Annotated in this window: 18 protein-coding genes; 11 read left to right on the plus strand and 7 right to left on the minus strand. The window is 72.4% G+C overall.

From position 1 onward, the window contains the following. Window positions 1-66 precede the first annotated feature (66 nt). Complete coding sequence (locus tag C1J00_RS06470) at window positions 67-1,911, minus strand: thiamine pyrophosphate-requiring protein (protein WP_102908068.1); 1,845 nt, start codon at window positions 1,909-1,911, stop codon at window positions 67-69. A 177-nt stretch (window positions 1,912-2,088) separates the two neighbouring features. On the opposite strand from C1J00_RS06470, the gene C1J00_RS06475 reads away from it, so the two are divergent. From C1J00_RS06475 to C1J00_RS06495, 5 genes are all read left to right on the plus strand, one after another. After that, window positions 2,089-2,901, plus strand: coding sequence for an SDR family NAD(P)-dependent oxidoreductase (locus C1J00_RS06475; RefSeq protein WP_102908069.1), 813 nt, complete (start codon window positions 2,089-2,091; stop codon window positions 2,899-2,901). 67 nt (window positions 2,902-2,968) lie between these two features. After that, on the plus strand, window positions 2,969-4,198 hold the full coding sequence (locus C1J00_RS06480) for a cytochrome P450 (protein WP_102908070.1): 1,230 nt from the start codon (window positions 2,969-2,971) through the stop codon (window positions 4,196-4,198). A gap of 189 nt (window positions 4,199-4,387) precedes the next feature. Further along, window positions 4,388-4,582, plus strand: coding sequence for a hypothetical protein (locus tag C1J00_RS06485; RefSeq protein ID WP_102908071.1), 195 nt, complete (start codon window positions 4,388-4,390; stop codon window positions 4,580-4,582). A 163-nt stretch (window positions 4,583-4,745) separates the two neighbouring features. After that, the gene (locus tag C1J00_RS06490) at window positions 4,746-7,244 is read left to right on the plus strand and encodes a molybdopterin oxidoreductase family protein (protein ID WP_102908072.1); all 2,499 of its coding nucleotides are present in this window, start codon (window positions 4,746-4,748) and stop codon (window positions 7,242-7,244) included. Beyond that, a complete protein-coding gene (locus tag C1J00_RS06495) occupies window positions 7,241-7,732 on the plus strand; it encodes a hypothetical protein (protein ID WP_102908073.1) in 492 nt (163 codons plus the stop codon). Before C1J00_RS06490 ends, C1J00_RS06495 begins: the two co-directional genes overlap by 4 nt. 51 nt (window positions 7,733-7,783) lie before the next feature. On the opposite strand, the gene C1J00_RS06500 is transcribed toward C1J00_RS06495, so the two are convergent. Continuing rightward, window positions 7,784-11,023 carry an AfsR/SARP family transcriptional regulator gene (locus tag C1J00_RS06500; RefSeq protein ID WP_102908074.1) on the minus strand — a complete coding sequence of 1,080 codons (3,240 nt, stop codon included), beginning with the start codon at window positions 11,021-11,023 and terminating at the stop codon, window positions 7,784-7,786. A gap of 712 nt (window positions 11,024-11,735) precedes the next feature. Here C1J00_RS06500 and C1J00_RS06510 point away from each other — a divergent pair. The 5 genes from C1J00_RS06510 to C1J00_RS06530 all read left to right on the plus strand — a co-directional run bounded on the left by C1J00_RS06510 (window position 11,736) and on the right by C1J00_RS06530 (window position 16,283). Then, window positions 11,736-12,623: an NAD(P)-dependent oxidoreductase gene (locus C1J00_RS06510; protein ID WP_102908076.1), complete on the plus strand. Its 888-nt coding sequence runs from the start codon at window positions 11,736-11,738 to the stop codon at window positions 12,621-12,623. A 662-nt stretch (window positions 12,624-13,285) separates the two neighbouring features. Continuing rightward, the gene (locus C1J00_RS06515; protein WP_102908077.1) at window positions 13,286-14,347 is read left to right on the plus strand and encodes a peptidoglycan recognition protein family protein; all 1,062 of its coding nucleotides are present in this window, start codon (window positions 13,286-13,288) and stop codon (window positions 14,345-14,347) included. A gap of 189 nt (window positions 14,348-14,536) precedes the next feature. Next, window positions 14,537-15,658 carry an acyltransferase family protein gene (locus C1J00_RS06520; protein ID WP_245936227.1) on the plus strand — a complete coding sequence of 374 codons (1,122 nt, stop codon included), beginning with the start codon at window positions 14,537-14,539 and terminating at the stop codon, window positions 15,656-15,658. Window positions 15,659-15,713: 55 nt separating this feature from the next. Further along, window positions 15,714-15,941 (plus strand): hypervirulence associated TUDOR domain-containing protein, encoded by a 228-nt coding sequence (locus C1J00_RS06525; protein WP_102908078.1) that lies wholly within the window; start codon window positions 15,714-15,716, stop codon window positions 15,939-15,941. Between the two features lie 6 nt (window positions 15,942-15,947). After that, window positions 15,948-16,283, plus strand: coding sequence for a DUF3140 domain-containing protein (locus C1J00_RS06530; protein ID WP_102908079.1), 336 nt, complete (start codon window positions 15,948-15,950; stop codon window positions 16,281-16,283). Here C1J00_RS06530 and C1J00_RS45085 read toward each other — a convergent pair whose 3' ends face one another. From C1J00_RS45085 to C1J00_RS06550, 5 genes are all read right to left on the minus strand, one after another. After that, complete coding sequence (locus C1J00_RS45085) at window positions 16,284-16,454, minus strand: hypothetical protein (protein WP_180989438.1); 171 nt, start codon at window positions 16,452-16,454, stop codon at window positions 16,284-16,286. 209 nt (window positions 16,455-16,663) lie between these two features. Then, window positions 16,664-16,894, minus strand: coding sequence for a hypothetical protein (locus C1J00_RS06535; protein ID WP_102908080.1), 231 nt, complete (start codon window positions 16,892-16,894; stop codon window positions 16,664-16,666). A 387-nt stretch (window positions 16,895-17,281) separates the two neighbouring features. Continuing rightward, window positions 17,282-18,304 (minus strand): hemolysin family protein, encoded by a 1,023-nt coding sequence (locus C1J00_RS06540; protein WP_102908081.1) that lies wholly within the window; start codon window positions 18,302-18,304, stop codon window positions 17,282-17,284. Beyond that, on the minus strand, window positions 18,301-19,635 hold the full coding sequence (locus C1J00_RS06545; protein ID WP_102908082.1) for a hemolysin family protein: 1,335 nt from the start codon (window positions 19,633-19,635) through the stop codon (window positions 18,301-18,303). Before C1J00_RS06545 ends, C1J00_RS06540 begins: the two co-directional genes overlap by 4 nt. Window positions 19,636-19,832: 197 nt before the next feature. After that, window positions 19,833-20,327: a MarR family winged helix-turn-helix transcriptional regulator gene (locus C1J00_RS06550; RefSeq protein WP_102908083.1), complete on the minus strand. Its 495-nt coding sequence runs from the start codon at window positions 20,325-20,327 to the stop codon at window positions 19,833-19,835. Between the two features lie 114 nt (window positions 20,328-20,441). Here C1J00_RS06550 and C1J00_RS06555 point away from each other — a divergent pair, with 114 nt between their 5' ends. After that, complete coding sequence (locus C1J00_RS06555) at window positions 20,442-20,957, plus strand: YceI family protein (RefSeq protein WP_102908084.1); 516 nt, start codon at window positions 20,442-20,444, stop codon at window positions 20,955-20,957. Window positions 20,958-21,193: the final 236 nt, after the last annotated feature.

Raw genomic sequence — 21,193 nt, forward strand, 5'->3', positions numbered from 1 at the left:
CTCCGAGAGGTCCAGGCGCTCCACGACCGCCCGTCGTGGAGCGCCTGGACCTCTGGGGCCCTGGGGTCACCTGTTCCCTTCGGAGCTGTCGTGCGGGCCGGCACCGGGACGGTCGTCGCGGTGGCGGCTGCCGGGCAGCATCTCCTGGACCTTGGCCTTCAGCCCTTGCTTCACCATGGAGCCGCGGTCGCTGTCCCCCTTGAGGATCGCGGTCGCCGCGGCCTCGATCTGGTCGAGTGAAGCGTGCGGCGGGATCGGCGGGACGGCCGGGTCGGTGCGGAAGTCGATGACGAAGGGCCGGTCGGCGGCGAGAGCCTGGTCCCAGGCGGATTCGACCTGCTTGGGCTTCTCCACCCGGACGCCGTCCAGGCCGATGCTCCGGGCGATGTCCGCGTACGGCAGGTCGGGGATGTGCTGGGACTCCTCGAACTGGGGGGCGCCGGACATGGCGCGCATCTCCCATGTGACCTGGTTGAGGTCGCCGTTGTTCAGTACTGCCACGATCAGCCGCGGGTCGGACCACTCGCGGTAGTACTTCGCGGCGGTGACCATCTCCATCATGCCGTTCATCTGCATGGCGCCGTCCCCGACCAGGGCGATGGCGGGGCGGTCGGGATGGGCGAACTTCGCGCCGATGGCGTACGGCACCCCGGGCCCCATCGTCGCCAGGGTGCCGGACAGGGAGCCGCGCATCCGGCCGCGCAGCCGGAGGTGGCGGGCGTACCAGTTGGCGGCCGAGCCCGAGTCGGCACTCACGATCGCGTCCTCGGGCAGCCTGCCGTCCAGGGCGTGGACGACGTACTCCGGGTTGACCGGGTCGGCGCTGACGGCGGCGCGCCGCTGCATGACCTCCCACCAGCGGGCGACGTTCTTCTCGATCTTCTCCCGCCAGGCCCGGTCCTCCTTGCGGTGCAGGCGGGGCAGCAGCCGCTGCAGGGTCTCGCGGGCGTCCCCGACGAGGTTGACCTCGTTCGGGTAGCGCAGGCCGATCATGTGCGGGTCGATGTCGATCTGCACGGCCCGCGCCTGGTCCAGCTCCGGCAGGAACTGCGTGTACGGGAAACTGGAGCCGATCATCAGCAGGGTGTCGCACTCCTGCATCAGCTCGTAGGAGGGGCGGGTGCCCAGCAGCCCGATGGAGCCGGTGACGTAGGGCAGGTCGTCGGGCAGGGCGTCCTTGCCGAGCAGGGCCTTCGCCACGCCGGCGCCGAGCACGTCGGCCAGCCGTTCGACCTCGGCCCGTGCCCCGCGAGCCCCCTGCCCGATGAGGACGGCGACCTTCTCGCCGGAGTTCAGTACGTCGGCGGCCCGCTGCAGGTCCTCCTCGGCGGGCACCGGCGCGTACCGTCCCAGCCCGAGACTGGAGGGCACCATCTTGAAGGCGTGCGTGGGCGGGCTGTAGTCCAGCTCCTGCACGTCGGCGGGGAGGATGATCGCGGTGACGGTGCGCTTGGCGTACGCGGTGCGAATGGCCCGGTCGATCAGGTTCGGCAGTTGCTCGGGAACCGTCGCCGTCTCGCAGAAGTCCGAGGCGACGTCCTTGTACAGGCCGGCGAGGTCCACTTCCTGCTGGTAGGAGCCGCCCATGGCGCTGCGGTTGGTCTGCCCGACCAGCGCCACCACCGGAACGTGGTCGAGCTTGGCGTCGTAGAGCCCGTTCAGCAGGTGGATCGCGCCCGGTCCGGAGGTCGCCGCGCACACGCCCACCTTGCCGGAGAACTTCGCGTAGCCGACGGCCTGGAACGCCGACATCTCCTCGTGCCGGGCCTGGACGAACTCCGGCTTGTTGTCCGCGCGTCCCCAGGCCGCCAGCAACCCGTTGATGCCGTCGCCCGCGTAGGCGAAGACGTGGTCGACGTCCCACTCGCGCAGCCGCTGGAGAACGTAGTCGGACACCTTGGTGCTGGCCATGCGAGCTCCCTTTCCGATCCGCTGGTGAGCGACCGTCCCCGGCGTCAGGACGCGCGGGGGCACGACACCCCCTGGGTAACCGTGCGGCCATGCGGGAAACGTGGCCCTCACCAAGCCCGGCCCGGCCGCGCGGGCGCCGCGAGGCGTGGCACGGGGCGGGACGGATACTCGTCCGCCATGACTGAGACACGGCCCCTCGCCCTGATCACCGGCGCGTCCAGCGGAATCGGCCACGAGCTGGCACGGCAGTTCGCGCTGCACGGTCACGACCTCGTCGTGAACGCCGAGGACGAGCGGCTGGAGACCGCCGCACAGGAGCTACGGGAGACGGGTGCGCAGGTCAGCGCTGTGCGCGCCGACCTGCGGACCGGCGAGGGACGGTTCAGGCTCCTGGACGCGCTGGACGGTCTGACGGTCGACGTCGCCGCCCTCAACGCAGGGGTGGGCCGAGGCGGCGCCTTCGTGGACACCGACCTCGCCGACGATCAGGAGGTCATCGACCTCAACGTCACCGCGACCGTGCGGCTGGCCAAGACGCTGCTGCGGGCCATGGTGGCGCGCGGCGCGGGCCGGCTCGCCTTCACCTCGTCCGTCGCCGCGACGATGCCCGGTTCCTTCCAGCCCGTCTACAACGCGTCCAAGTCGTTCGTGCAGTCCTTCGCCCAGGCCCTGGCGGAGGAGGTGAAGGACACCGGCGTGACGGTCACCTCCTTCATGCCGGGCCCGACGGACACGGACTTCTTCGACCGGGCGGACATGGCGGACGACACCCGGATCGGCACCGCGAAGAAGGACGATGCCGCGCAGGTGGCCGAGCAGGCGTTCGAAGCGATCGTGAAGGGCGAGACGAACGCCGTGACCGGGTCGCTGAAGTCCAAGGCGCAGGGCTTGGCCGGGAAGGTGCTTCCCGACGGGATGAAGGCGGCCGTCCACCGGCGGATGGCGGAACCGGGGACCGGTGCGGAAGAGGACCATGGGAGGCAGAAGTGACGCCGCAGTGGCCTCGGTGGCTGAAGCGCGCCGGTGTCGCCCCGGCTGGCGTGGGCACTCCCGGGGCATGAGTGCCCACCGACTGGTTCCCGAGTCCCTGGCTCTGCTCACCGAGGGTTACGCCTGGCTGCCCGATCTGATGCGCGCCGAGAACGACACGGCGCTGAACCTCCGCGTCCTCGGCCACCCGGCCCTGGCCGTACGGGGTCCGGACGCGGTCGGCTTCTTCTACGACGAGGAGCACGTCCGGCGCCACGGCGCGCTGCCCGGCCCGGTCCTGAGCACCCTCTTCGGCCACGGCGCGGTCCACACCCTCGACGGCGACGCGCACCGGCAGCGCAAGGCGTTCTTCCTGCCGCTGCTGGAGACCGACGCGGTGACGGGCTCGGCCGGTCACATCGCCGACGCCTGGGACGAGGCCGTACCGCGCTGGCGGGCGCAGCCGGAGGTGGTGCTCTTCGACGCCGTCGGCCGGGTCGTCGCACGCGGGGTCTGCCGGTGGGCCGGCGTTCCCCTCGCCGAGGACGAGGAGGAGCCGCTGGCGCGTGATCTGCTGGCCATGGTGGACGGTTTCGCCACGGCGGGCCCGCGGCACTGGCGGGCCAGGAGGGCCCGTACCCGGCAGGAACAGCGTTTCGCCGCCCTCATCACAGAGGTGAGGTCCGGCACGGTCCGGCCCCCCGCGGATTGCGTGCTCGACCGCGTCTGCCGGTACCGCGACGCCTCCGGTGCCGAGCTGACGCCCCGGATCGCCGCGGTGGAGCTGCTCAACGTCATACGGCCCGCCACCGCGCTGAGCTGGTTCGTGGCCTTCGCCGCGCACGCCCTGCACCGGTGGCCGGAGCACAAGGAGCGGCTCCGGTCGGGCGAGGAGGGCTACGCCACGGCGTTCGCCCACGAGGTGCGACGGTTCTACCCCTTCGCCCCGTTCCTGGGTGGCCGGGCCGTCACCGACCTGACCTGGCAGGGCCGCCACGTCCCGGCCGGTGGCCTGGTCCTGCTGGACGTCCACGGCCAGAACCACGACGAGCGGTTGTTCAAGGACCCCTACGCCTTCCGCCCCGAACGCTTCCTCGACCAGCCGCCCGGCCGGGACGAACTGATCCCCCAAGGCGGCGCGGACCCACGGAACGGACACCGCTGCCCCGGCGAGGCCATGGCCGTGGGCATCCTGGAGACGCTCGCCCGGCGCCTGGCGGCCCTGGACTACCAGGTGCCGCCGCAGGACCTGAGCATCCCCCTGAACCGCATCCCCACCCGGCCACGCAGCGGAATGACCATCCGGACGCTCGCGTAGCGGGAGGCGGAGCACCTGCGGCTCGGACGTTGCCGGACTTCTCGGCGGGAGAGCTCATGGCACAGACGCGAGCTCCCGGAACAGACGGGCGAGCTCACGGGAAAATGCCTCGCTGAGTGTTTCGGCCGGAGACGACGAGTCACCCGTGTGACCGGTAGGCGATGCGCGGTGACGCAAGGAGGAGAGCTGATGTCGAACCCGCAACAGCCCGAGCTGCGGCGCAGTGACAAGGGCGCGGGCACTCCGCAGGACAGCGAGGCCCGCAAGGCGGCCCAGCCCGCCGGAAAGGGCGGCGGCCACCCTCACGGCACCGACCGCGGCGACAAGGGCGGAGGCGAAGGCGGCGGTACGCCTCCCGAGCAGCAGCCGGACCACCCGGCCTGAGCCGGCCGCGCGGACCGGTGAGCGCGAGGCGAACCGGTCCCCGCGGGCCGGCGGCTCACCCGATTCGAGGCTCCGCGACAGGAGAGTCAGGTACCACCACACCCCACGGGTACCGATGACGCGCGCGGCGCACAGCAACCGCAGTGGGTGCCGGGAGGCAGGCGTGGACCCGTCGGTGGACCGTATCGCGCAGCCGTGGGGTGCGCGGACTCCCTACGGGCGGCACGAGTCGTGGCCCGCGCGCGTGGACACCTACTTGGCGGAAGGCGTCGCCGAGGACCAGGTGGAGCGGTGGGTGCAGACCGCCTCGATCCTCCACTCGGACGGGGACGCCATGGACGTCGCCGTCGCGGACGGGCGTATGGCCGGCGTCCGCGGCCGGGCCCAGGACCGCGTCAACCGCGGCCGGCTCGGACCGAAGGATCTCTTCGCCTGGCAGGCCAATGCCTCGCCCGACCGGCTCGCCAGGCCGCTGGTCCGGCGCGATGGCACTCTGGTGGAGTGCGACTGGGACACCGCGCTGGAGCGGGTCGCCGCCCGCTCACGGGAGCTGCTGGACGAGCGCGGTCCGGGATCGATCGGCTTCTACACCTCCGGGCAGCTCTTCCTGGAGGAGTACTACACGCTCGCGGTGCTGGCCCGCGCCGGAATCGGTACCAACCATCTGGACGGCAACACCCGGCTGTGCACAGCGACCGCCGCCGAGGCGCTCAAGGAGTCCTTCGGCTGCGACGGGCAGCCCGGCTGCTACGACGACATCGACCACGCCGACGTCATCGCCCTGTTCGGGCACAACCTCGCCGAGACCCAGCCCGTGCAGTGGATGCGCATCCTCGACCGGCTGGAGGGAGGCGACCCGCCCCGCCTGGTGTGCGTCGACCCGCGCCCCACCCAGGTGGCCCGCAGGGCGGCCGTCCACCTGGCCCCCCGTCTCGGCACGAACGTCGCCCTTCTCAACGCTCTCCTGCACGAGATCATCCGCACCGGCCGTGTGGATCACGACTTCATGGCGGCCCACTGCGTCGGCTTCGAGGAACTGGCCGCCCGGGTGGAGAAGTGCACCCCGGCATGGGCTGCCGAGATCTGCGACGTGCCCGCCGCGCAGATCGGGGCGGCCGCGGAACTCCTCGGGACGGCGGACAGACTGCTGTCCACCGTCCTGCAAGGCGTCTACCAGTCCCACCAGGCCACCGCGGCCGCCGTCCAGATCAACAACCTGCACCTGATCCGCGGCATGCTCGGCAGGCCCGGCGCCGGTGTCCTGCAGATGAACGGCCAGCCCACCGCCCAGAACACCCGCGAATGCGGCGCCGACGGCGACCTGCCCGGCTTCCGCAACTGGCAGAACGACAGCCACGTCGCCGACCTGGCACGCGTGTGGAACGTCGACCCGAAGACCATCCCGCACTACGCGCCCCCCACGCACGCGATGCAGATGTTCCGCTACGCCGAGCAGGGCTCGATCCGCATGCTGTGGATCAGCGGCACCAACCCGGCCGTCTCCCTGCCCGAGCTGTCCCGGATCCGCTCGATCCTGGGGCAGGACCGGCTCTTCGTGGTCGTGCAGGACCTGTTCCTGACCGAGACGGCCCAACTGGCCGACGTGGTGCTCCCGGCTGCCACCTGGGGCGAGAAGACCGGCACCTTCACCAACGCCGACCGCACCGTGCACCTGTCCGACAAGGCCGTCGAACCGCCCGGCGATGCCAGGCCGGACCTGGACATCTTCCTCGACTACGCCGCCCGGATGGACTTCCGCGACAAGGACGGCGGTCCGCTGATCACCTGGCACGACCCCGAGTCGGCGTTCGAGGCGTGGAAACGGTGCAGTGCGGGCCGCCCGTGCGACTACACCGGCCTCGACCACGCCAGGCTGCGAGGAGGCAGCGGCATCCAATGGCCGTGCAACGAGCAGGCCCTCGACGGCACGGACCGCCTCTACACCGACGGCATAACCTGGGCCCACCCCGACGAGTGCGAGTCCTACGGCAAGGATCTGGTGACCGGCGCGTCCCAGGAGGTCGTCGAGTACCGCTCCCTCAACCCCGACGGCAAGGCCATGCTGAAGGCGGCCGACTACCTGCCGCCGCACGAGCTGCCCGACGAGGAGTACCCGTTCCAGCTGACGACCGGCCGGACCGTCTACCACTTCCACACCCGCACCAAGACCGCCCGGGCACCCCAGCTGAACGCGGCGGCCCCCGACGTGTGGGTGGAGGCATCGACCACCGACGCGGCAGCACTCGGACTCGGCGAAGGCGATCTGGTGGAAGTCGGCACGCCACGCGGCGCCCTGCGCGGCCGGCTGCGCGTCACCGACATCCGCCCGGGACTGCTCTTCGTCCCCTTCCACTACGGCTACTGGGACACCGAAGCCGGTCACGCCCCCGGCCGGGACACCCCCGGGCGGGCCGCGAACGAGACGACCGTCACCGACTGGGACCCGGTCTCCAAACAGCCGCTGTTCAAGACCGCCGCGGCAGCGCTGCGCCTCGTCGAACGCGGCGACGGCGGCAGCGCACCCGCCCCGACCACCACCGCGTCCGCCCCCGCGTCGGCCGCCGGGGCCGGGGCCGTACCCGCCACGACCGGAGGCCGGTCCGCGCTCGTCACCGAGTCGGCCGACCCCACGTGGGACAGCCCCCGGAAGGAGGCCCGGTGAACGGCATCACCCTCGCCCTGCGGGTCCTCCATCACGGTGAGAAGAACCTGGCCGGGCACCTGACGTCCGTGGCCGGGCGCCACCGCACCGAGCACGAGGTCCACCACGTCGCCCTGGACCTCGCCGGCTGGTCCCGCGTCCACGTCCAGCGCCTGTCCGACACCGCGGACCACTACGGCCTGAACCTCGGCGATTCCGCCGGTACGCCTCTGGCGCAGCTGCTGTCCGCCGTCACGGAGAAGGCGTCCGAAGCGGTGGGCCACCGCCCCGAACCCGGTCTGCTGCTCCTGCGCGATCTGCGGGAGCTCCACCTCGCCGCCGCGGAGAACTCCCTGCACTGGGAGATGCTCGCCCAGGCCGCACAGGCCACGAAGGACGACGGGCTGCTGGACCTGGCGTCCGCGTGCCACCCCGAGACGCTGCGGCAGATGCGCTGGACCAACACCATGATCAAGAACCTGGCCCCGCAGATCCTGACCGGCCTGTGACCGCTACGGCGAACACGACACCGTCGGGTGGTCGGGTGCGAGGCCGGCGACTCACGGAGTTCGCGGGTGCGTCGACTCCGCCTCGGCCTCGGCCTCGTGACGGCGCTCGGTGCCTGCCGTGAACTCGCGTGTGTACGTGTCCTCGTCCAGTGCGGCGTGCAGACGGGCCGCGATGCGCTCCACGTCTCCCCGTTCCGCCGGGGGGTGCGGGGCGCCCGCCCGTTCACGGGTCGCCGCCGCCGTGCCGAGGAGGCGGGTCGCCCGTTCCGGGGCGCCGGACAGGGAGTACGCCCCTGCCAGGCCCTCCAGGGCCAGCGCGACCGACCGGGGGTCCTTGGTCGTGGCGGCGGCCGCGAGACCGTCCCGGTGGTAGGTCAGGGCACGGTCGGCGTCGCCGCGCTGTTCGGCGATGAAGCCCAGTTCGGCCAGGACCAGTGCGAGGCCGGGGCCGTCGCCGCGCCGGCGGTTCCAGGCGAGCCAGGGCCGCAGCCACTCCTCGGCGGCGTCGAGGCGGCCCTGTCGGCGGGCGCTCAGGGCGAGGCCCAGCGCGGCGAACTGCTCGGCCGGCTGGTTGCCCTGCCCCACCGCGATCCGCAGGGCGCGCGTGTGCAGGTCGTCGGCCTCGTCGTAGCGCTGGGTGAGCAGGGCGATCCTGCCGAGACCCGACAGCTTCGTGGACATCTCCGGCCAGGTCTCCAGTGCCTGGGCGATGCGCAGGCTCTCCCGGTGCAGCTGGGCGGCGAGGTCGTAGTCGCCGTTGATCTCGGCGAGCCTGCCCAGCACGTCCGTCGTCTTCAGCCGGCCCCACAGGTCGCCCAGTTCAGCGAAGTGGGCGCGGGCCTCCTCGGCGTTGCCGCGCAGCGACTCCAGGTCCCCGCGGGCCAGGGCGAAGCACGCGCGCGTGGTCAGCGCGGCGGCGGTGCCCCACGCGTCGCGCAGGGTGCGGAAGCGCACCAGGACGCGCTCGACCCGCTGCTCGCCCTTGACCAGCGCCCCCACCGTCCACTGCGCGTGCGCCAGGAACCACTGGGCCCTGGTCGACTCCAGCGTCGACTCCGGCGGGTACTCCTCCAGGGCGTCGCACTCCCGGTCGTGCTCGCCGAGCAGCAACCGGATGCCCGTGTACCAGAACACCGCCTCCACGCGCTCCTCGGGCGCGGCCTCGCCCGGCGTGTCGAGGGCCGTCGCCAGCGCCCTGCGGGCCTCGCCCAGCCGGCCACGGACGTACCAGTACCAGGTCAGCGAGTTCACCAGGCGCAGCGCTTCCTGCGCGGCCCCGGCCCGGTCGGCCTCGGCCAGTGCGCGCTGCACATTGGCCGCCTCCAGGTCCAGGTACTGGAACCAGCGCGACTGCTCCCGCTCGTGCAGATGCGGCCTGGCCCGCTCGGCCAGGCGGACGCAGTGGCGCAGATGCCGGGCGGCGGTCCCGGCGTGCTCACCCGACTCGGCGAGCTTGTCACGCGCGTAGACCGCGACCGACTCCAGCAGCCGGTAGCGCGGTCCCTGCGGTCCCTCGGTGCGGACGGCCAGCGAGCGTTCCACGAGCAGGCTCAGCGCGTCCAGGACGTCGGCGGGGGACACACCGCCGCCGGAGCACACGTCCTCGGCCGCCCGCAGTCCGCACCCCTCGGCGAACACCGACAGCCTGCGCAGCACGGTCCGTTCACGGTCGTCGAGCAGGCCCCAGCTCCAGTCGAGCGTCGCCTGCAGCGTCCGGTGGCGTGAAGGGGCGTCCCGGTAGCCGCTGTTGAGCACCCGGAACCGGTCGTCGAGCCGGTCGTGCAGTTCCCGGATGCCCAGCGATCTCACGCGCGTGGCGGCCAGTTCCAGAGCGAGCGGGATGCCGTCGAGGCGCCGGCACACATCGGCGACCAGCGGGGCGGTGGTGGCGTCGAGCACGAACTCCGGGTCCGTCGCCCTGGTCCGGTCGACGAAGAGGCGTACGGCCCCCGCGCTCGTCAGGGCGTCGAGGTCCGGGCGGTCCTCCGGCGGCAGCGACAGGGGCGCCACCGGATACACCGTCTCGTCACGGGTGCGCAGTGGTTCCTGGCTGGTCGTCAGGACGCTCAGCCGCGGGGCCCGGTTCAGCAGCAGACCGGCCAGTTGAGCGACGGCCTCCACGACGTGCTCGCAGTTGTCCAGCACGAGCAGCAGCCTCCGGCCGGCCAGCGCGTTCGCCAGGCGGTCCGTGGGGCCCTCGGCGTCGTCGTCGGAGGTGCTCTCCCGGATCCCCAGCGCCGCCATGACCTGCTCGGCGAGCGCCTCCGCTCCGGCGAACCGCTCCAGGCCCCCGGCGTCCGCGAGTTCCACCAGCCAGGTGCCGTCGCCGAACGCGCCCGCCAGGCTCTCCGCCGTGGCCTGGGCGAGGCGGGTCTTGCCGACCCCGCCCGGCCCGGTGAGCGTCACCAGGCGGCGCCGCAGGAGCAGGGCCCGGATCGCCCGGACGTCCTGCTCGCGGCCCACCAGGGGCGAGGCCGGCCCGGTCGGCCCCGGCCCCGCCGGCACTCCCGCGACGGACGGCGCGGGTGGCTCCGGCCGGGCCAGCACCGGATCGTGGCGCAGGATGGCCTGCTGCAGCGCCTCCAGGGACGGACCGGGAGTCAGCCCCAACTCCTCGTCCAGCCGGCGCCGTAGATCGTTGAAGCAGTCGAGCGCGTCGGAGGAGCGCCCCGCCTGGTACAGCGCCCACATCAGCGCGCCCCGCAGCCCCTCGCGCAGCGGGTGCTGCGCCACCAGCTCGGTCAGCTTGCCCACCAGCAGACTGTGCTCGCCCAACTCCAACCGCACGGTGGCGTGTTCCTCCACCGCCGTCAGCCGCTCCTCCTCCAGGCTCGCCGCCGTCGGCCGCACGGACTGCTGCTCCGCGAACTCGGCGAAGGCGGGGCCGCGCCACAGCGCCAGCGCCTCGGTGTAGAGCGCCGCCCGCGTCACCGGGTCCTCGCCGGACCGGGCCCGGGCGACCAGTTCACGGAACCGCCCGGCGTCGATCGCTCCGGCCGGGACGTCCAGGACGTACCCGGGCGGCCGGTGCGCGATCAGTTCGCGCCCGTCCGCCTCCGCGTCCTCCAACGCGCGCCGTAACTGGGAGACCTTGGCCTGGAGCGACGCCGTCGGCCGGGCCGTGAACGTCGAGCCGCCCCACAGGTCCTCGATGAGCCGCGCCGTCGGCACGACCTGCCCGTGGTGGGCGAGCAGATCGGCGAGGAGCAGGCGCACCTTGACTTCGGGTACCCGCACGACACGACTCTCGTCCGTGCGCACCTCCAGCGGCCCCAGCACCCCGAATTCCATGATCTCCAGCGTAACCGCCCGGCGACCGGCGTGACCGGCGACGACAAGGGCTCGGCCACCGCTCCGCAGGGCGTTCCCGCACCGTTTCGGAAGTGGTCCGAAGCGGATCCGAAGTCGTCCGAAGCGAACCCGAAGGGGCATGGGTCAGGGTTCCCCGAGGAGTGCGGTTTCGGCGGGACACGGAGGCGGGGGCAGGTGGCCGAGAATGAGCGACCGCGACCGGCGATCATCGTCGGCGGCATCAGGGAAGGGCCGGTTCGGGCACGTCACGACGGAACGGCCGGCCTCCCGGGCCCGGCTGCGGCCGGACTTCGACGGTGAGCTTCCACGACCACCGGGAGCGGCTCGGTCCCGACGGCACCCTGGCCGCCTCCGACGACTGGGACGTCTCGGCCGGCGCCGCCACCGGCAGTGCCACCGCGGTCACCGAGGACGTCTTCGTGCCGGCTCACCACGCCGTGTCCTTCGCACGCCCTCGCCAACGCCGACGCCGCACGGCAGGGCCGCGTCCTGGTCGGCCCGGAGCCCTCCGTGTCCTTCGCACGCCCTCGCCAACGCCGACGCCGACCTCGCACCGCAGGGCCGCGTCCTGGTCGGGCCCGGAGCCCGGCACCGTCTTCCTCCGAGTCGACGCCCCGGACCGTCCTTTCCACCGGCGCGCCCCGCGTGCCGGACCGCACAGCACACCACTTCGTACTGGAGGAACACATTCATGGGTGACAACCACACCTCGGTGTCGGTGCTCGGCCTCGGCCTGATGGGGCAGGCCCTGGCCGCCGCCTTCCTGAGGGCGGGCCACGCCACCACCGTGTGGAACCGTTCGGCCGGCAAGGGCGACGGACTCGTCGCGGACGGCGCGGTCCTCGCCGCGAACCCCGCCGACGCCGTCGGCGCCGGCGACCTCGTGGTCGTGTGCGTGTCGACGTACGACGTGGTGCACGACGTCATCGGCCCGCTGGGCGACGCCCTGCGCGGCAAGACCGTCGTCAACCTCACCACCGGCTCCTCCGAGCAGGCCCGGCAGACCGCCGAGTGGGCGGAGAAGAACGGCGCACAGTACCTCGACGGCGCCATCATGATCACCCCGCCCGGCATCGGCGCCGCGACCTCCGTCCTCTTCTACGCCGGTGACCAGGCCGTCTTCGACGCCCACGAGCCCGTGCTGAAGCTCCTCGGCGGCGGCACCACCTACCTCGGCACCGACCACGGCAAGCCCGCCCTGTTCGACGTGTCGCTGCTCGGCCTGATGTGGGGTGCCCTCAACAGCTTCCTGCACGGTGTGGCCATCGTGGAGACCGGCGGCGTCAAGGCGCAGGAATTCCTGCCGTGGGCGCACATGTGGCTCGACGCCATCAAGATGTTCACGGCCGACTACGCCGCGCAGATCGACGCCGGCGACGAGAAGTTCCCGGCCGACGACGCGACCCTGGAGACCCACCTGGGCGCGCTCAAGCACCTCGTCGAGGAGTCCGAGGCGCTCGGCGTCGACACCGAACTGCCCAAGTACTCCGAGGCGCTGATGGAGGGCGTCATCGCACAGGGCCACGCCAAGAACAGCTACGCCAGCGTCGTGAAGGCATACCGCCGCCCGAACCGGTGAGCACCGGGCCCGTTATTCGCTGCACCGCCTGACGAAGGGTCGGTTCCGAATCCCCGTCGGAACCGGCCCGTTCGTCGTCCCCGTGCGCGAAGCCCGACGTCGCCCTGCCGGTGCCCTCCGCGATCCTCCTCGCCACCGAGCCCGCCGGCTCCCCCACCCGGACCCGCCGACGTCCGCGGACGGCCGTCGACCCTCGCCGCGGACCGCGGACGACCGTCGAAATCCGGTCGTCCGCGACGGCCGGTCGGACCGAGCGCCTTTCGTTCGGAGCAGCCCGCTGACGCGGGGTCCGGCACGCGCATCTGCGGCGTTGCCGTCGGCCGGCTACGGAGTGGGGGTGCACAGGTTCGCCGGCACACCCCGGCCCGGCGTCCCGGCCTGCTCATGTTCGAGTTCGTCGGCTACGACGTGCCGCGGGACCTCCTTGGTGCGGCGGCGTCGTAATCGCGCCGATTTTGCGGACGTGGCCAACGGCGAGGTGAGCGACGGGGCGAGCGGCGCGAGAATGGTGAGGGCCTGGCGCGGCACACCCGGAACTCGCGGGCAAACGATCCGCCGACCCGCGCCGCCGCCGGGCGAGCTCCGAGATCAGGCTCGCTCCCCCCGATGTGATCGGACCGTCTTCAGACCGGCACGCACGCGCCGGAACGGAGGACTGACTCATGGCCACCCCGCTCACCGCCGCCCGGCTCGTCGCCGCGCTGAAGGCCGAGGGCTGCGCCGTTCGCGAAGTATCCGGCTGGCGCACCAACAACCGTAATCACAAAGGCCCTTGGGGTCCCGTGCACGGCGCGATGATCCACCACACCGTCACCGGCTCCGGCACGGACGTCGTCGGACTGATCTTCCACGGCCACAGCGCCCTGCCCGGCCCGCTCGCCACCGGGTGCATCACCAAGGACGGAGTCGTCCACCTCACCGGAAACGGCCGGGCCAACCACGCCGGAGGCGGTGACCGTGACGTGCTCGACGCCGTCATCGGCGAGTCGTACGGCACGTATCCGCCCCCGACGCGCGAGCACGACGGCTCGGCCGGCGCGGTCGACGGCAACGCCCGCTTCTACGGCTGGGAGTGCGAGAACAGGGGCGACGGCAAGGATCCGTGGCCGCCCGCCCAGTACCTCGCGATGGTCAAGGCCACCGCCGCGATCTGCCGCGCGCACGGCTGGGGCCACAAGAGCGCCATCGGCCACCTGGAGTGGAGCGACTGGAAGGTCGACCCGCGCGGATTCGACATGGCCGGCTTCCGCCGCGACGTCGCCGACGCCCTGGCCCTCCCGGCGGGCCGGTGGGAAGGAGAGGACCCCATGCCCCAGTACGTCAACCTCGGTGTCGCCAGGGAGTACCGACTCGCGCCCGGCGCCTGGGACTCGGTCGAGTTCACCGCGGAGTGGACCGACGAGACCGGCCACCACGGCACCGGCGGAAGCGTGTTCGCCCGGGGCCCGGCCCGGTTCAGCGGCACCGTCAGCCTCCACATCGACGGACTGCCGGCGGGTGCGGTCGTGCAGGCGCGCATGTCGGAGTACGCGGGCGACGAGCACCGGGCCGACCACCCGATCCACGAGATCACCGGGACCGGCGGCGGCAGCTTCGTGGTGGTGCCCGTGACCAAGCGGCTCGCCCGGGGGCGCAGCATGCGGGTGCGGCTGCTGAACCAGGCGGGCGTCCCCGTCACCGTCGTGAGCGCCGTACTGACCGCGCTGGTGTGGAAGGAGACCTGAGCCCCCCGGGAGACGATCGCCCGCCTTCGCGCGTACACCCGGGCATGAACCGAAGCGAGCAACCTCCGTTACGAGTTGAACGAACGCAGGGCCCTGTGATTAGGGTGCGGGCGATGTTCTGCGCGCACCCCACCCCCTTGCTCCCGGCCGCAAGAGGCACCCACGCCTCCAGTCGTTGCGGGAGGTGCCGTGAGTGACACGATGACCACGGCCGTTCCCGGGACCGAGGTGACGCGGGCGCCGGGGACGAAGGAGCAGGACGCGGCCCCCCGCCCGGTCCGGCAGCGGGACGCGTTCTTCGACAACGCCAAGTACCTCGCGATCGTGCTGGTGGCCGTGGGACACGCCTGGGAGCCACTGCGCCAGGGCAGCAGGGCCGTCACCGCCCTCTACATGCTCGTCTACGCCTTCCACATGCCGGCCTTCATCATCATCTCCGGCTACTTCTCCCGCACCTTCGACGGCAGCCCCGCCCGGCTCCGGCGCCTGCTCACCGGCGTCGTCGTCCCGTACGTGGTGTTCGAGACGGCGTACACCCTGTTCACCCGCTGGACCAGCCAGGACCCCGACCGCCCGGTCAGCCTGCTGGATCCCCTGTATCTCACCTGGTTCCTCGCGGCGCTGTTCCTCTGGCGGCTGACCACGCCCCTGTGGCGGCTGGTGCGGTGGCCGCTTCCGCTCGCCCTGGCCGTCGCGATGCTGGCGACGACCGTCCCGTCCATCGGCCACGACCTCGATCTGCAGCGCACCCTGCAGTTCCTGCCGTACTTCGTGCTCGGTCTGCTGCTGCGGCCGGAGCACTTCCGGCTGGTACGACGGCGTGCGGCCCGGATCCTCGCCGTGCCGGTGGCCGCCTGCGCCCTGGCCGTGGCGTACTGGGCGGTCCCGCGGATGGACTACGCCTGGTTCTTCCACGCGGACAGCGCCCCGGAGCTGGGCGTCCCCCTCTGGTACGGGCCCGTGATGACCCTGGCCGCCTTCGGCTGCTCGCTCGTCCTGGCCGGCTGTTTCCTCGCCTGGGTGCCCGGGCGCCGGACATGGTTCACCGTGCTGGGCGCCGGCACGCTGTGCGGCTACCTGCTGCACGGCTTCGTGGCGCAGGCCGCGAAGTACTGGGGCTGGTACGAGCCGGCCTGGGTCCGCGGCCCCGCCGGCCCGGTCGCCGCCACTCTGGTCGCAGCCGTGGCCGTCACCGTCCTGTGCACTCCGTCCGTACGGCGGGTCTTCCGCCCCGTGACGGAACCGGGCATGGCGTGGGCGTTCCGCACAGAGGCCGCCACCCGGACCGGTGCCCGTCGGGCTGCGCCCTGACCGCACAGCCCGCACGCTGGAGGAACAGCACACTTCTCCGCGAGGGAGCACCGGCATGGCGAAGGGCCGCAGCGAGGGCGGGAAACCGAAGAAGGGCGACAAGGTCACCTGGAGCAGTCACGGCAGCCGGACCGAGGGCGAGGTGGAGAGGGAGATCACCGAACGGACCGAGGCATCGGGCCGCACGGTCGACGCCTCGCCGGAGGAGCCGCGGTACGAGGTGCGCAGCGACAAGTCCGGCAGGACCGCGGTGCACAAGCCGTCCGCCCTCAAGAAGAAGTGAGGCGGCGTGGACGGCGAGGAGCGCGAGGAGACCTGGAACGACTTCCGTGAGCTGGTGAACATGACACCGGCGGACCTGGAGCAGTGGCTGGAGTCCGACGAATCGACGAGCGCCGGTCAGCACCAGGACGGGGGCGAGTCCACCGGGCACGCCTCCGGCCGCCGGATCGTGGCCATCCTGAGGGCCAGGAAGGGCGACCTCACGGACGACGACTACCGGCACATGCGCAAGGTCGTCGGCTACGTCCGCCGCCACCAGGCCCAGCGGCCCTCCGGGGACGTCCGGGACACGCGGTGGCGGCACTCCCTGATGAACTGGGGCCACGACCCGCTGAGCGGGTGATCAGTGTGCGCCGGTCTCGTGCGGGGCCGTGGCCACACCGTTCAGCGCCTGGCTCATCTGGTGCTGGGTCTCCTCGGCCACCACACGGGCCTCCTCGACGACGTCACCCCGTTCGCGTATGAGGCTCTCGTAGATCGGCAGTTCTTCGGCTCGGGTCGAGTCGGTCTTCACGGCGGGTTCCAATCGGTTTGCAGCCGGGATCTGAGGGGTCCGAGTAAGTCTGCGTCACGGCTCCTCGCCGCGTTACCCACCCCCGTGGTGTCCAGATTTCCGTCACGTGCTTCGCGAATTCCTCACGTTTGCGATAGGTGACGGCCACCGCCGCGCGCACACGAAAGGGCCCCGGGAAACGCTTCCCGGGGCCCGTCGCGCGGAGGTCGTCAGAGCGACGTCGTCCGGACGCCCGCGTGCGCGCCCGCAGCCGCGCCCTCCGGCGACAGGGTCGCCTGCAGGGCGGCGCAGGCCTCGCCGGTCAGGGGACCGACCAGGCCGGCGGAGAGTCCGCCCACGAGGCCCGCGGAGGCATCGACGCCGCCCGCGTTGCCGCCGGCGACGGTGTCCAGGTCGGCGTCGGAGAGCTCGGCGGTGGCGACCCGAGAGGTGAGGTTCATGGGGGTGCTTCCCTTCGCGTGAATGTCTCGCAGTGGCGGTGAGCGCGAGTGACGCCGGAATCCGGGGACCAGCGCCCCTACCGGCTGCTCCCGCCGTGCGCAGGATCAAAACACTCCCCGGAGAGGAGAGCCAACCGGCCTCCGGCGATGCGCGGCTCCTTCGGGCGGTCGCCTTCACCACTGTGACCGCGGGGTCACCGGATGAGCCCATTCCTTCACAGAGTCCGTCGCCCGGCCGGGTGCCGGAGTGTTGCGCCCCGGTTCCCGAAGCGGGCACTTCGCCACCAAGCTCCCCTGCCGGGGAAGGGACCCGCCGACGGGCCGGGCGGCGCTCCGCCTCCCGGCCCGCGGTGTGCAGATGTGCTGGAGGTTCGGGCCCCGTCCCCGTCAGGCCGCCGCGGCCGGCTGCATCAGACGGGCCAGCAGGTCGTCCAGGATGACCAGGCCGGTGAGCCGGCCGGAGCCGTCCCGGACCACGGCCAGCGACGACCGGCGGCGGCGCAGCACCTCGATCGCCTCGGCGACCGTGGCGGTCTCCGCCAGCTCGGGCACCGGCCGGGCGAGGTCCCGCGCGGTCGTGGCCCGCCCCCGGGCCCGCGCCACCAGGGCGTCCCGGGCGTGCACCGAGCCGAGGACGGCGCCGTCCTCCCGGACCAGCAGCCGGGTGCGGTCGTGCTCCGCGGCGAAGCGCAGCAGCGCCTCGACGTCCGCGCCGCCCTCGGCCCAGGTGATCTCGGAGGCCGGGATCCGCAGCGCGGCGACCGGTGTGTCCGGCTCGGTCAGCGAACGGGTCAGCAACTCCGAGTCGGTCGCGCTGATCAGGCCCAGCCGCTCGGACTCCTCCACCAGGTGCGTCAGCTGCTCCCGGTTGTGCACCGAGGCCAGCTCGCCGCGCGGGGCCACCCGGCACAGCCGCACCAGCGCGTTGCTCACCGAGTCGAGCAGCCGGATCAGCGGACGCACGGCCCGCACCACGGCCCGGAAGGTCGGCGACAGCAGCATCGCCGAACGCTCGGGGTGGGCGATGGCCCAGGACTTGGGCGCCATCTCGCCGACCACCATGTGCAGGAACACCACCACGACCATCGCCACGGCGAAGGCGACGCCGTAGCTGACGGCACTGGGCAGGCCCAGCGTGTGCAGCAGCGGGTCGAGTTCGTGCGAGATCGCCGGTTTGGACACCGAGCCCAGGCCCAGCGTGCACACGGTGATGCCCAGCTGGGCGCCGGCCAGCATCAGCGACAGCTCGCGCATGCCGGCCAGGGCCGCGCCGGCGCCGCGCCGCCCGTCGGCCGCCGCCTTCTCCATCCGGTGCCGTTTGGCGGCCACGAGAGCGAACTCGGCCGCGACGAAGAAGCCGCTGCCGATCAGCAGCAGCACGGTCACGAAGACCGCCATGGGGAAACTCACGCCATCTCCTCGGCTTCCACGAGCGGGCTGATCCGGACCCGGTCGGCCACGTGCCGGTCCAGCGTGCGCACGTCGATCACGGCCCGGCCGCCCCCGGGCAGCCCGATCGTGACGCGGTCGCCGACCGTCGGGAAGCGGCCGAGCCGGTCCACGACCAGGCCGGCCACGGTGTCGTAGTCGTCGTCCTCCGGCAGCCGGACACCGGTCGCCTCGGCCACCTCGTCCACCCGGCGGCCGGCGTCCACCAGCCAGCCGTCGCCGTCCGCGACGGCGAGCAGGGTGACCTTGTCGGACTCGTCGGCGATGTCACCGACCAGCTCCTCGGCGATGTCCTCGTAGGTGACGACGCCCGCAACGCCGCCGTGCTCGTCGAGGACGACCGCGAACTCGTCGTCCTGCTCCCGCATCCGCGTCACCGCGTCGGGCAGCGTGAGGGTGTCCGGCAGCAGCAGGGGCCGCCGGGCCACCTCGCCGGCCCGCGCACCGGCCATGCGGGCGGCGGGCAGCGCCATCAGCTCGCGCACGCCCAGTACCCCCACGATGTCGTCCGGGTGGTCCCCGAGCACCGGGTAGTTGGAGTGGCCGTGCCGGGCGATCAGACCGACCGCCTCCTCGGCGCCGGCGTCCTTGCGCACGAACACGGCGTCCGCGCGCGGCACCATCACCTCGTGGAGGGAGCGCTCGGAGAACTCCAGCGCGTGGTCCAGCAGCGCGGCGGTGTCCTCGGGCAGCTCGCCCTGCTCGTGGGACTCGCCGATCAGATGGCCCAGCTCCTCCAGCGTGGCGCCGTGGTGCAGTTCCTCGACGGGCTCGATCCCGGCCTTGCGCAGCAGCCGGTCGGCCGCGCGGTCGAAGACCCGTACGACAGGTCCGACGACCTTCAGATACGCCAGGGTGGACGGTGCCAGCGCCTTCGCCAGCCGCTCGGGCACGGCGATCGCGAGGTTCTTCGGGGCGAGTTCGCCCAGCACCATCTGCACGACCGTGGCCAGGGTGAAGGCGAGTACGACGGCGATGCCGCCGACGGCCGCGTCCGGCAGGCCGAGCCCCGACAGGGCGGGCCTGAGCAGGGCGGACACCGACGGTTCGGCGATGAAGCCGACCACCAGACCGGTGACCGTGATGCCGAGCTGCGCGCCGGACAGCATGAACGACAGCCGCTCCAGCACCGTGAGGGCGCGGGCCGCCCTGCGGTCCCCGGCTTCGGCCTCACGCGCGAGGGTGAGCCGGTCGGCGGAGACGTAGGCGAACTCCTGGGCGACGAAGTAGCCGGTGCCGGCGGTCAGCACGAACACGGCGAGCAGGCCCAGCAGGGCCTCGGCGGCACTCATCGAACACCACCCCGCCGGGTGCCGCGATCACTGGTGCTGTGGCGGGATGGTCGGGGACTGTGCCCCGGAGGGTCCGTCGGTCTGGCGGACAACAACGTGCTCCTTCAAGATGTTGTGTGTTCTCCGGTACAACGCGTTCCGTCGCGCCGGTGTTCCCGGATTCTACGACCGTGTAGAGAAAAGCGAAGCCGCCCCTCTCACTCCGGGCGGGGCTCCTCCTCGAGATCCGGAACCAGCCCGCGCATCGCCGCGCACTGGTCCGGGCCCATGAAGCGGGCCAGGGACTGGGTGACCGTCTCGGCGAGCGGGGCGGAGGCTTCCTGGAGCAGGTGCCGCGCCTTGTCCGTGAGGGCGACCTCGACGCCCCGCTTGTCACCGCAGACCGACCTGCGGGCGACGAGGCCGGCGTGCTGGAGGCAGGCGACCTGGTAGGTCAGGCGGGTCTTGGGGCGGCCCAGGAGCTCCGCGACGCGCGTCATGCGCAGGCCGCCCTCGGGCTGCTCCGCGAGCAGGCACAGGACCAGGAACTCGTCGTGCGAGACGTCCAGCTTCTCCTTCACGACCGTGCGCAGCCGCTGCTCCACGGCGCCTGTCGCGGCCAGCAGCAGCATCCAGGCGCGCAGTTCGGCGGGCAGCAGCCCGCCACCGCCGAGGGACGGCAGGTCGGTGGGGTGCTCCTCGGGGTCGGCCATGGTGCCGATTCTACCTGTCGTTCAAATTTGGAGCAGTTGGTTGTCCAAGATTGAATTAACTGCTAGCGTCCGAGCGGTCATCCAAATTTGAACGACACCACAAGGGGAACCATCATGACCGTCGCCGTGGAAACCGGACAGTGGCAGCTCGACGCGACCGCCTCGACCGTCGGCATCCGGCACAAGACCATGTGGGGCCTGGTCACCGTGAAGGGCACGTTCGGCGTCGTCAGCGGCGAGGGCGAGGTCCGGCCCGACGGGTCCGCCGTCGGCACCCTGACCTTCGACGTCGCCTCCTTGGACACCGGGCACGCCAAGCGCGACACCCACCTGAGGTCGGAGCAGTTCTTCGACGCCGACCACCACCCCGAGATCACCTTCGCGGCCCGTGGCGCCGAACTCCGTGACGGCAACCGGGCGCACGTCAACGGCCAGCTCACCGTGCGCGGCATCAGCAGGCCCCTGGCGCTGGACGCCCGCGTGACGGACCAGGACGCCGGGAGCCTCACCCTGGACACCGAGTTCACCGTGGACCGCGAGCAGTTCGGCATGGGCTGGAACCAGCTGGGCATGATCCGCGGCCAGGCCACGGTCGAGGCCACCCTGCGCTTCACCCGGGCCACGGCCTGACGCCGCCGTCGGGCCACGGCCTGACGCCGCCGTCAGTCCGCCCGGCCGAGCACGGCTTCCCGTACATCCGTACTCGTCAGGGTCCGCGGCGACGCCGTGAACGCGCGCAGGCGGACCCGGACGCCCGGCCGGGGCAGCGTGAAGCGGCCCGCGGGCGGCCGGACTGCGTAGCGGGCGGTGCCTGCACGGGATTACCGCGTGACCCGGACAAGGGATCCCCGCTGGCCCCTCCGGCC

The organism is Streptomyces cahuitamycinicus (assembly GCF_002891435.1).
In the GTDB taxonomy this organism is placed as follows: Bacteria; Actinomycetota; Actinomycetes; order Streptomycetales; family Streptomycetaceae; genus Streptomyces; species Streptomyces cahuitamycinicus.

Excerpts from the sequence above, each read along its gene's own strand:
- C1J00_RS06510 (WP_102908076.1), top strand. The coding sequence starts at position 11,736 with ATGGGTGACAACCACACCTCGGTGTCGGTGCTCGGCCTCGGCCTGATG.
- C1J00_RS06550 (WP_102908083.1), bottom strand. The coding sequence starts at position 20,327 with ATGGCCGACCCCGAGGAGCACCCCACCGACCTGCCGTCCCTCGGCGGT.
- C1J00_RS06480 (WP_102908070.1), top strand. The coding sequence starts at position 2,969 with ATGAGTGCCCACCGACTGGTTCCCGAGTCCCTGGCTCTGCTCACCGAG.
- C1J00_RS06500 (WP_102908074.1), bottom strand. The coding sequence starts at position 11,023 with ATGGAATTCGGGGTGCTGGGGCCGCTGGAGGTGCGCACGGACGAGAGT.
- C1J00_RS06475 (WP_102908069.1), top strand. The coding sequence starts at position 2,089 with ATGACTGAGACACGGCCCCTCGCCCTGATCACCGGCGCGTCCAGCGGA.
- C1J00_RS06485 (WP_102908071.1), top strand. The coding sequence starts at position 4,388 with ATGTCGAACCCGCAACAGCCCGAGCTGCGGCGCAGTGACAAGGGCGCG.
- C1J00_RS06545 (WP_102908082.1), bottom strand. The coding sequence starts at position 19,635 with ATGAGTGCCGCCGAGGCCCTGCTGGGCCTGCTCGCCGTGTTCGTGCTG.
- C1J00_RS06470 (WP_102908068.1), bottom strand. The coding sequence starts at position 1,911 with ATGGCCAGCACCAAGGTGTCCGACTACGTTCTCCAGCGGCTGCGCGAG.
- C1J00_RS06515 (WP_102908077.1), top strand. The coding sequence starts at position 13,286 with ATGGCCACCCCGCTCACCGCCGCCCGGCTCGTCGCCGCGCTGAAGGCC.
- C1J00_RS06535 (WP_102908080.1), bottom strand. The coding sequence starts at position 16,894 with ATGAACCTCACCTCTCGGGTCGCCACCGCCGAGCTCTCCGACGCCGAC.
- C1J00_RS06525 (WP_102908078.1), top strand. The coding sequence starts at position 15,714 with ATGGCGAAGGGCCGCAGCGAGGGCGGGAAACCGAAGAAGGGCGACAAG.
- C1J00_RS06555 (WP_102908084.1), top strand. The coding sequence starts at position 20,442 with ATGACCGTCGCCGTGGAAACCGGACAGTGGCAGCTCGACGCGACCGCC.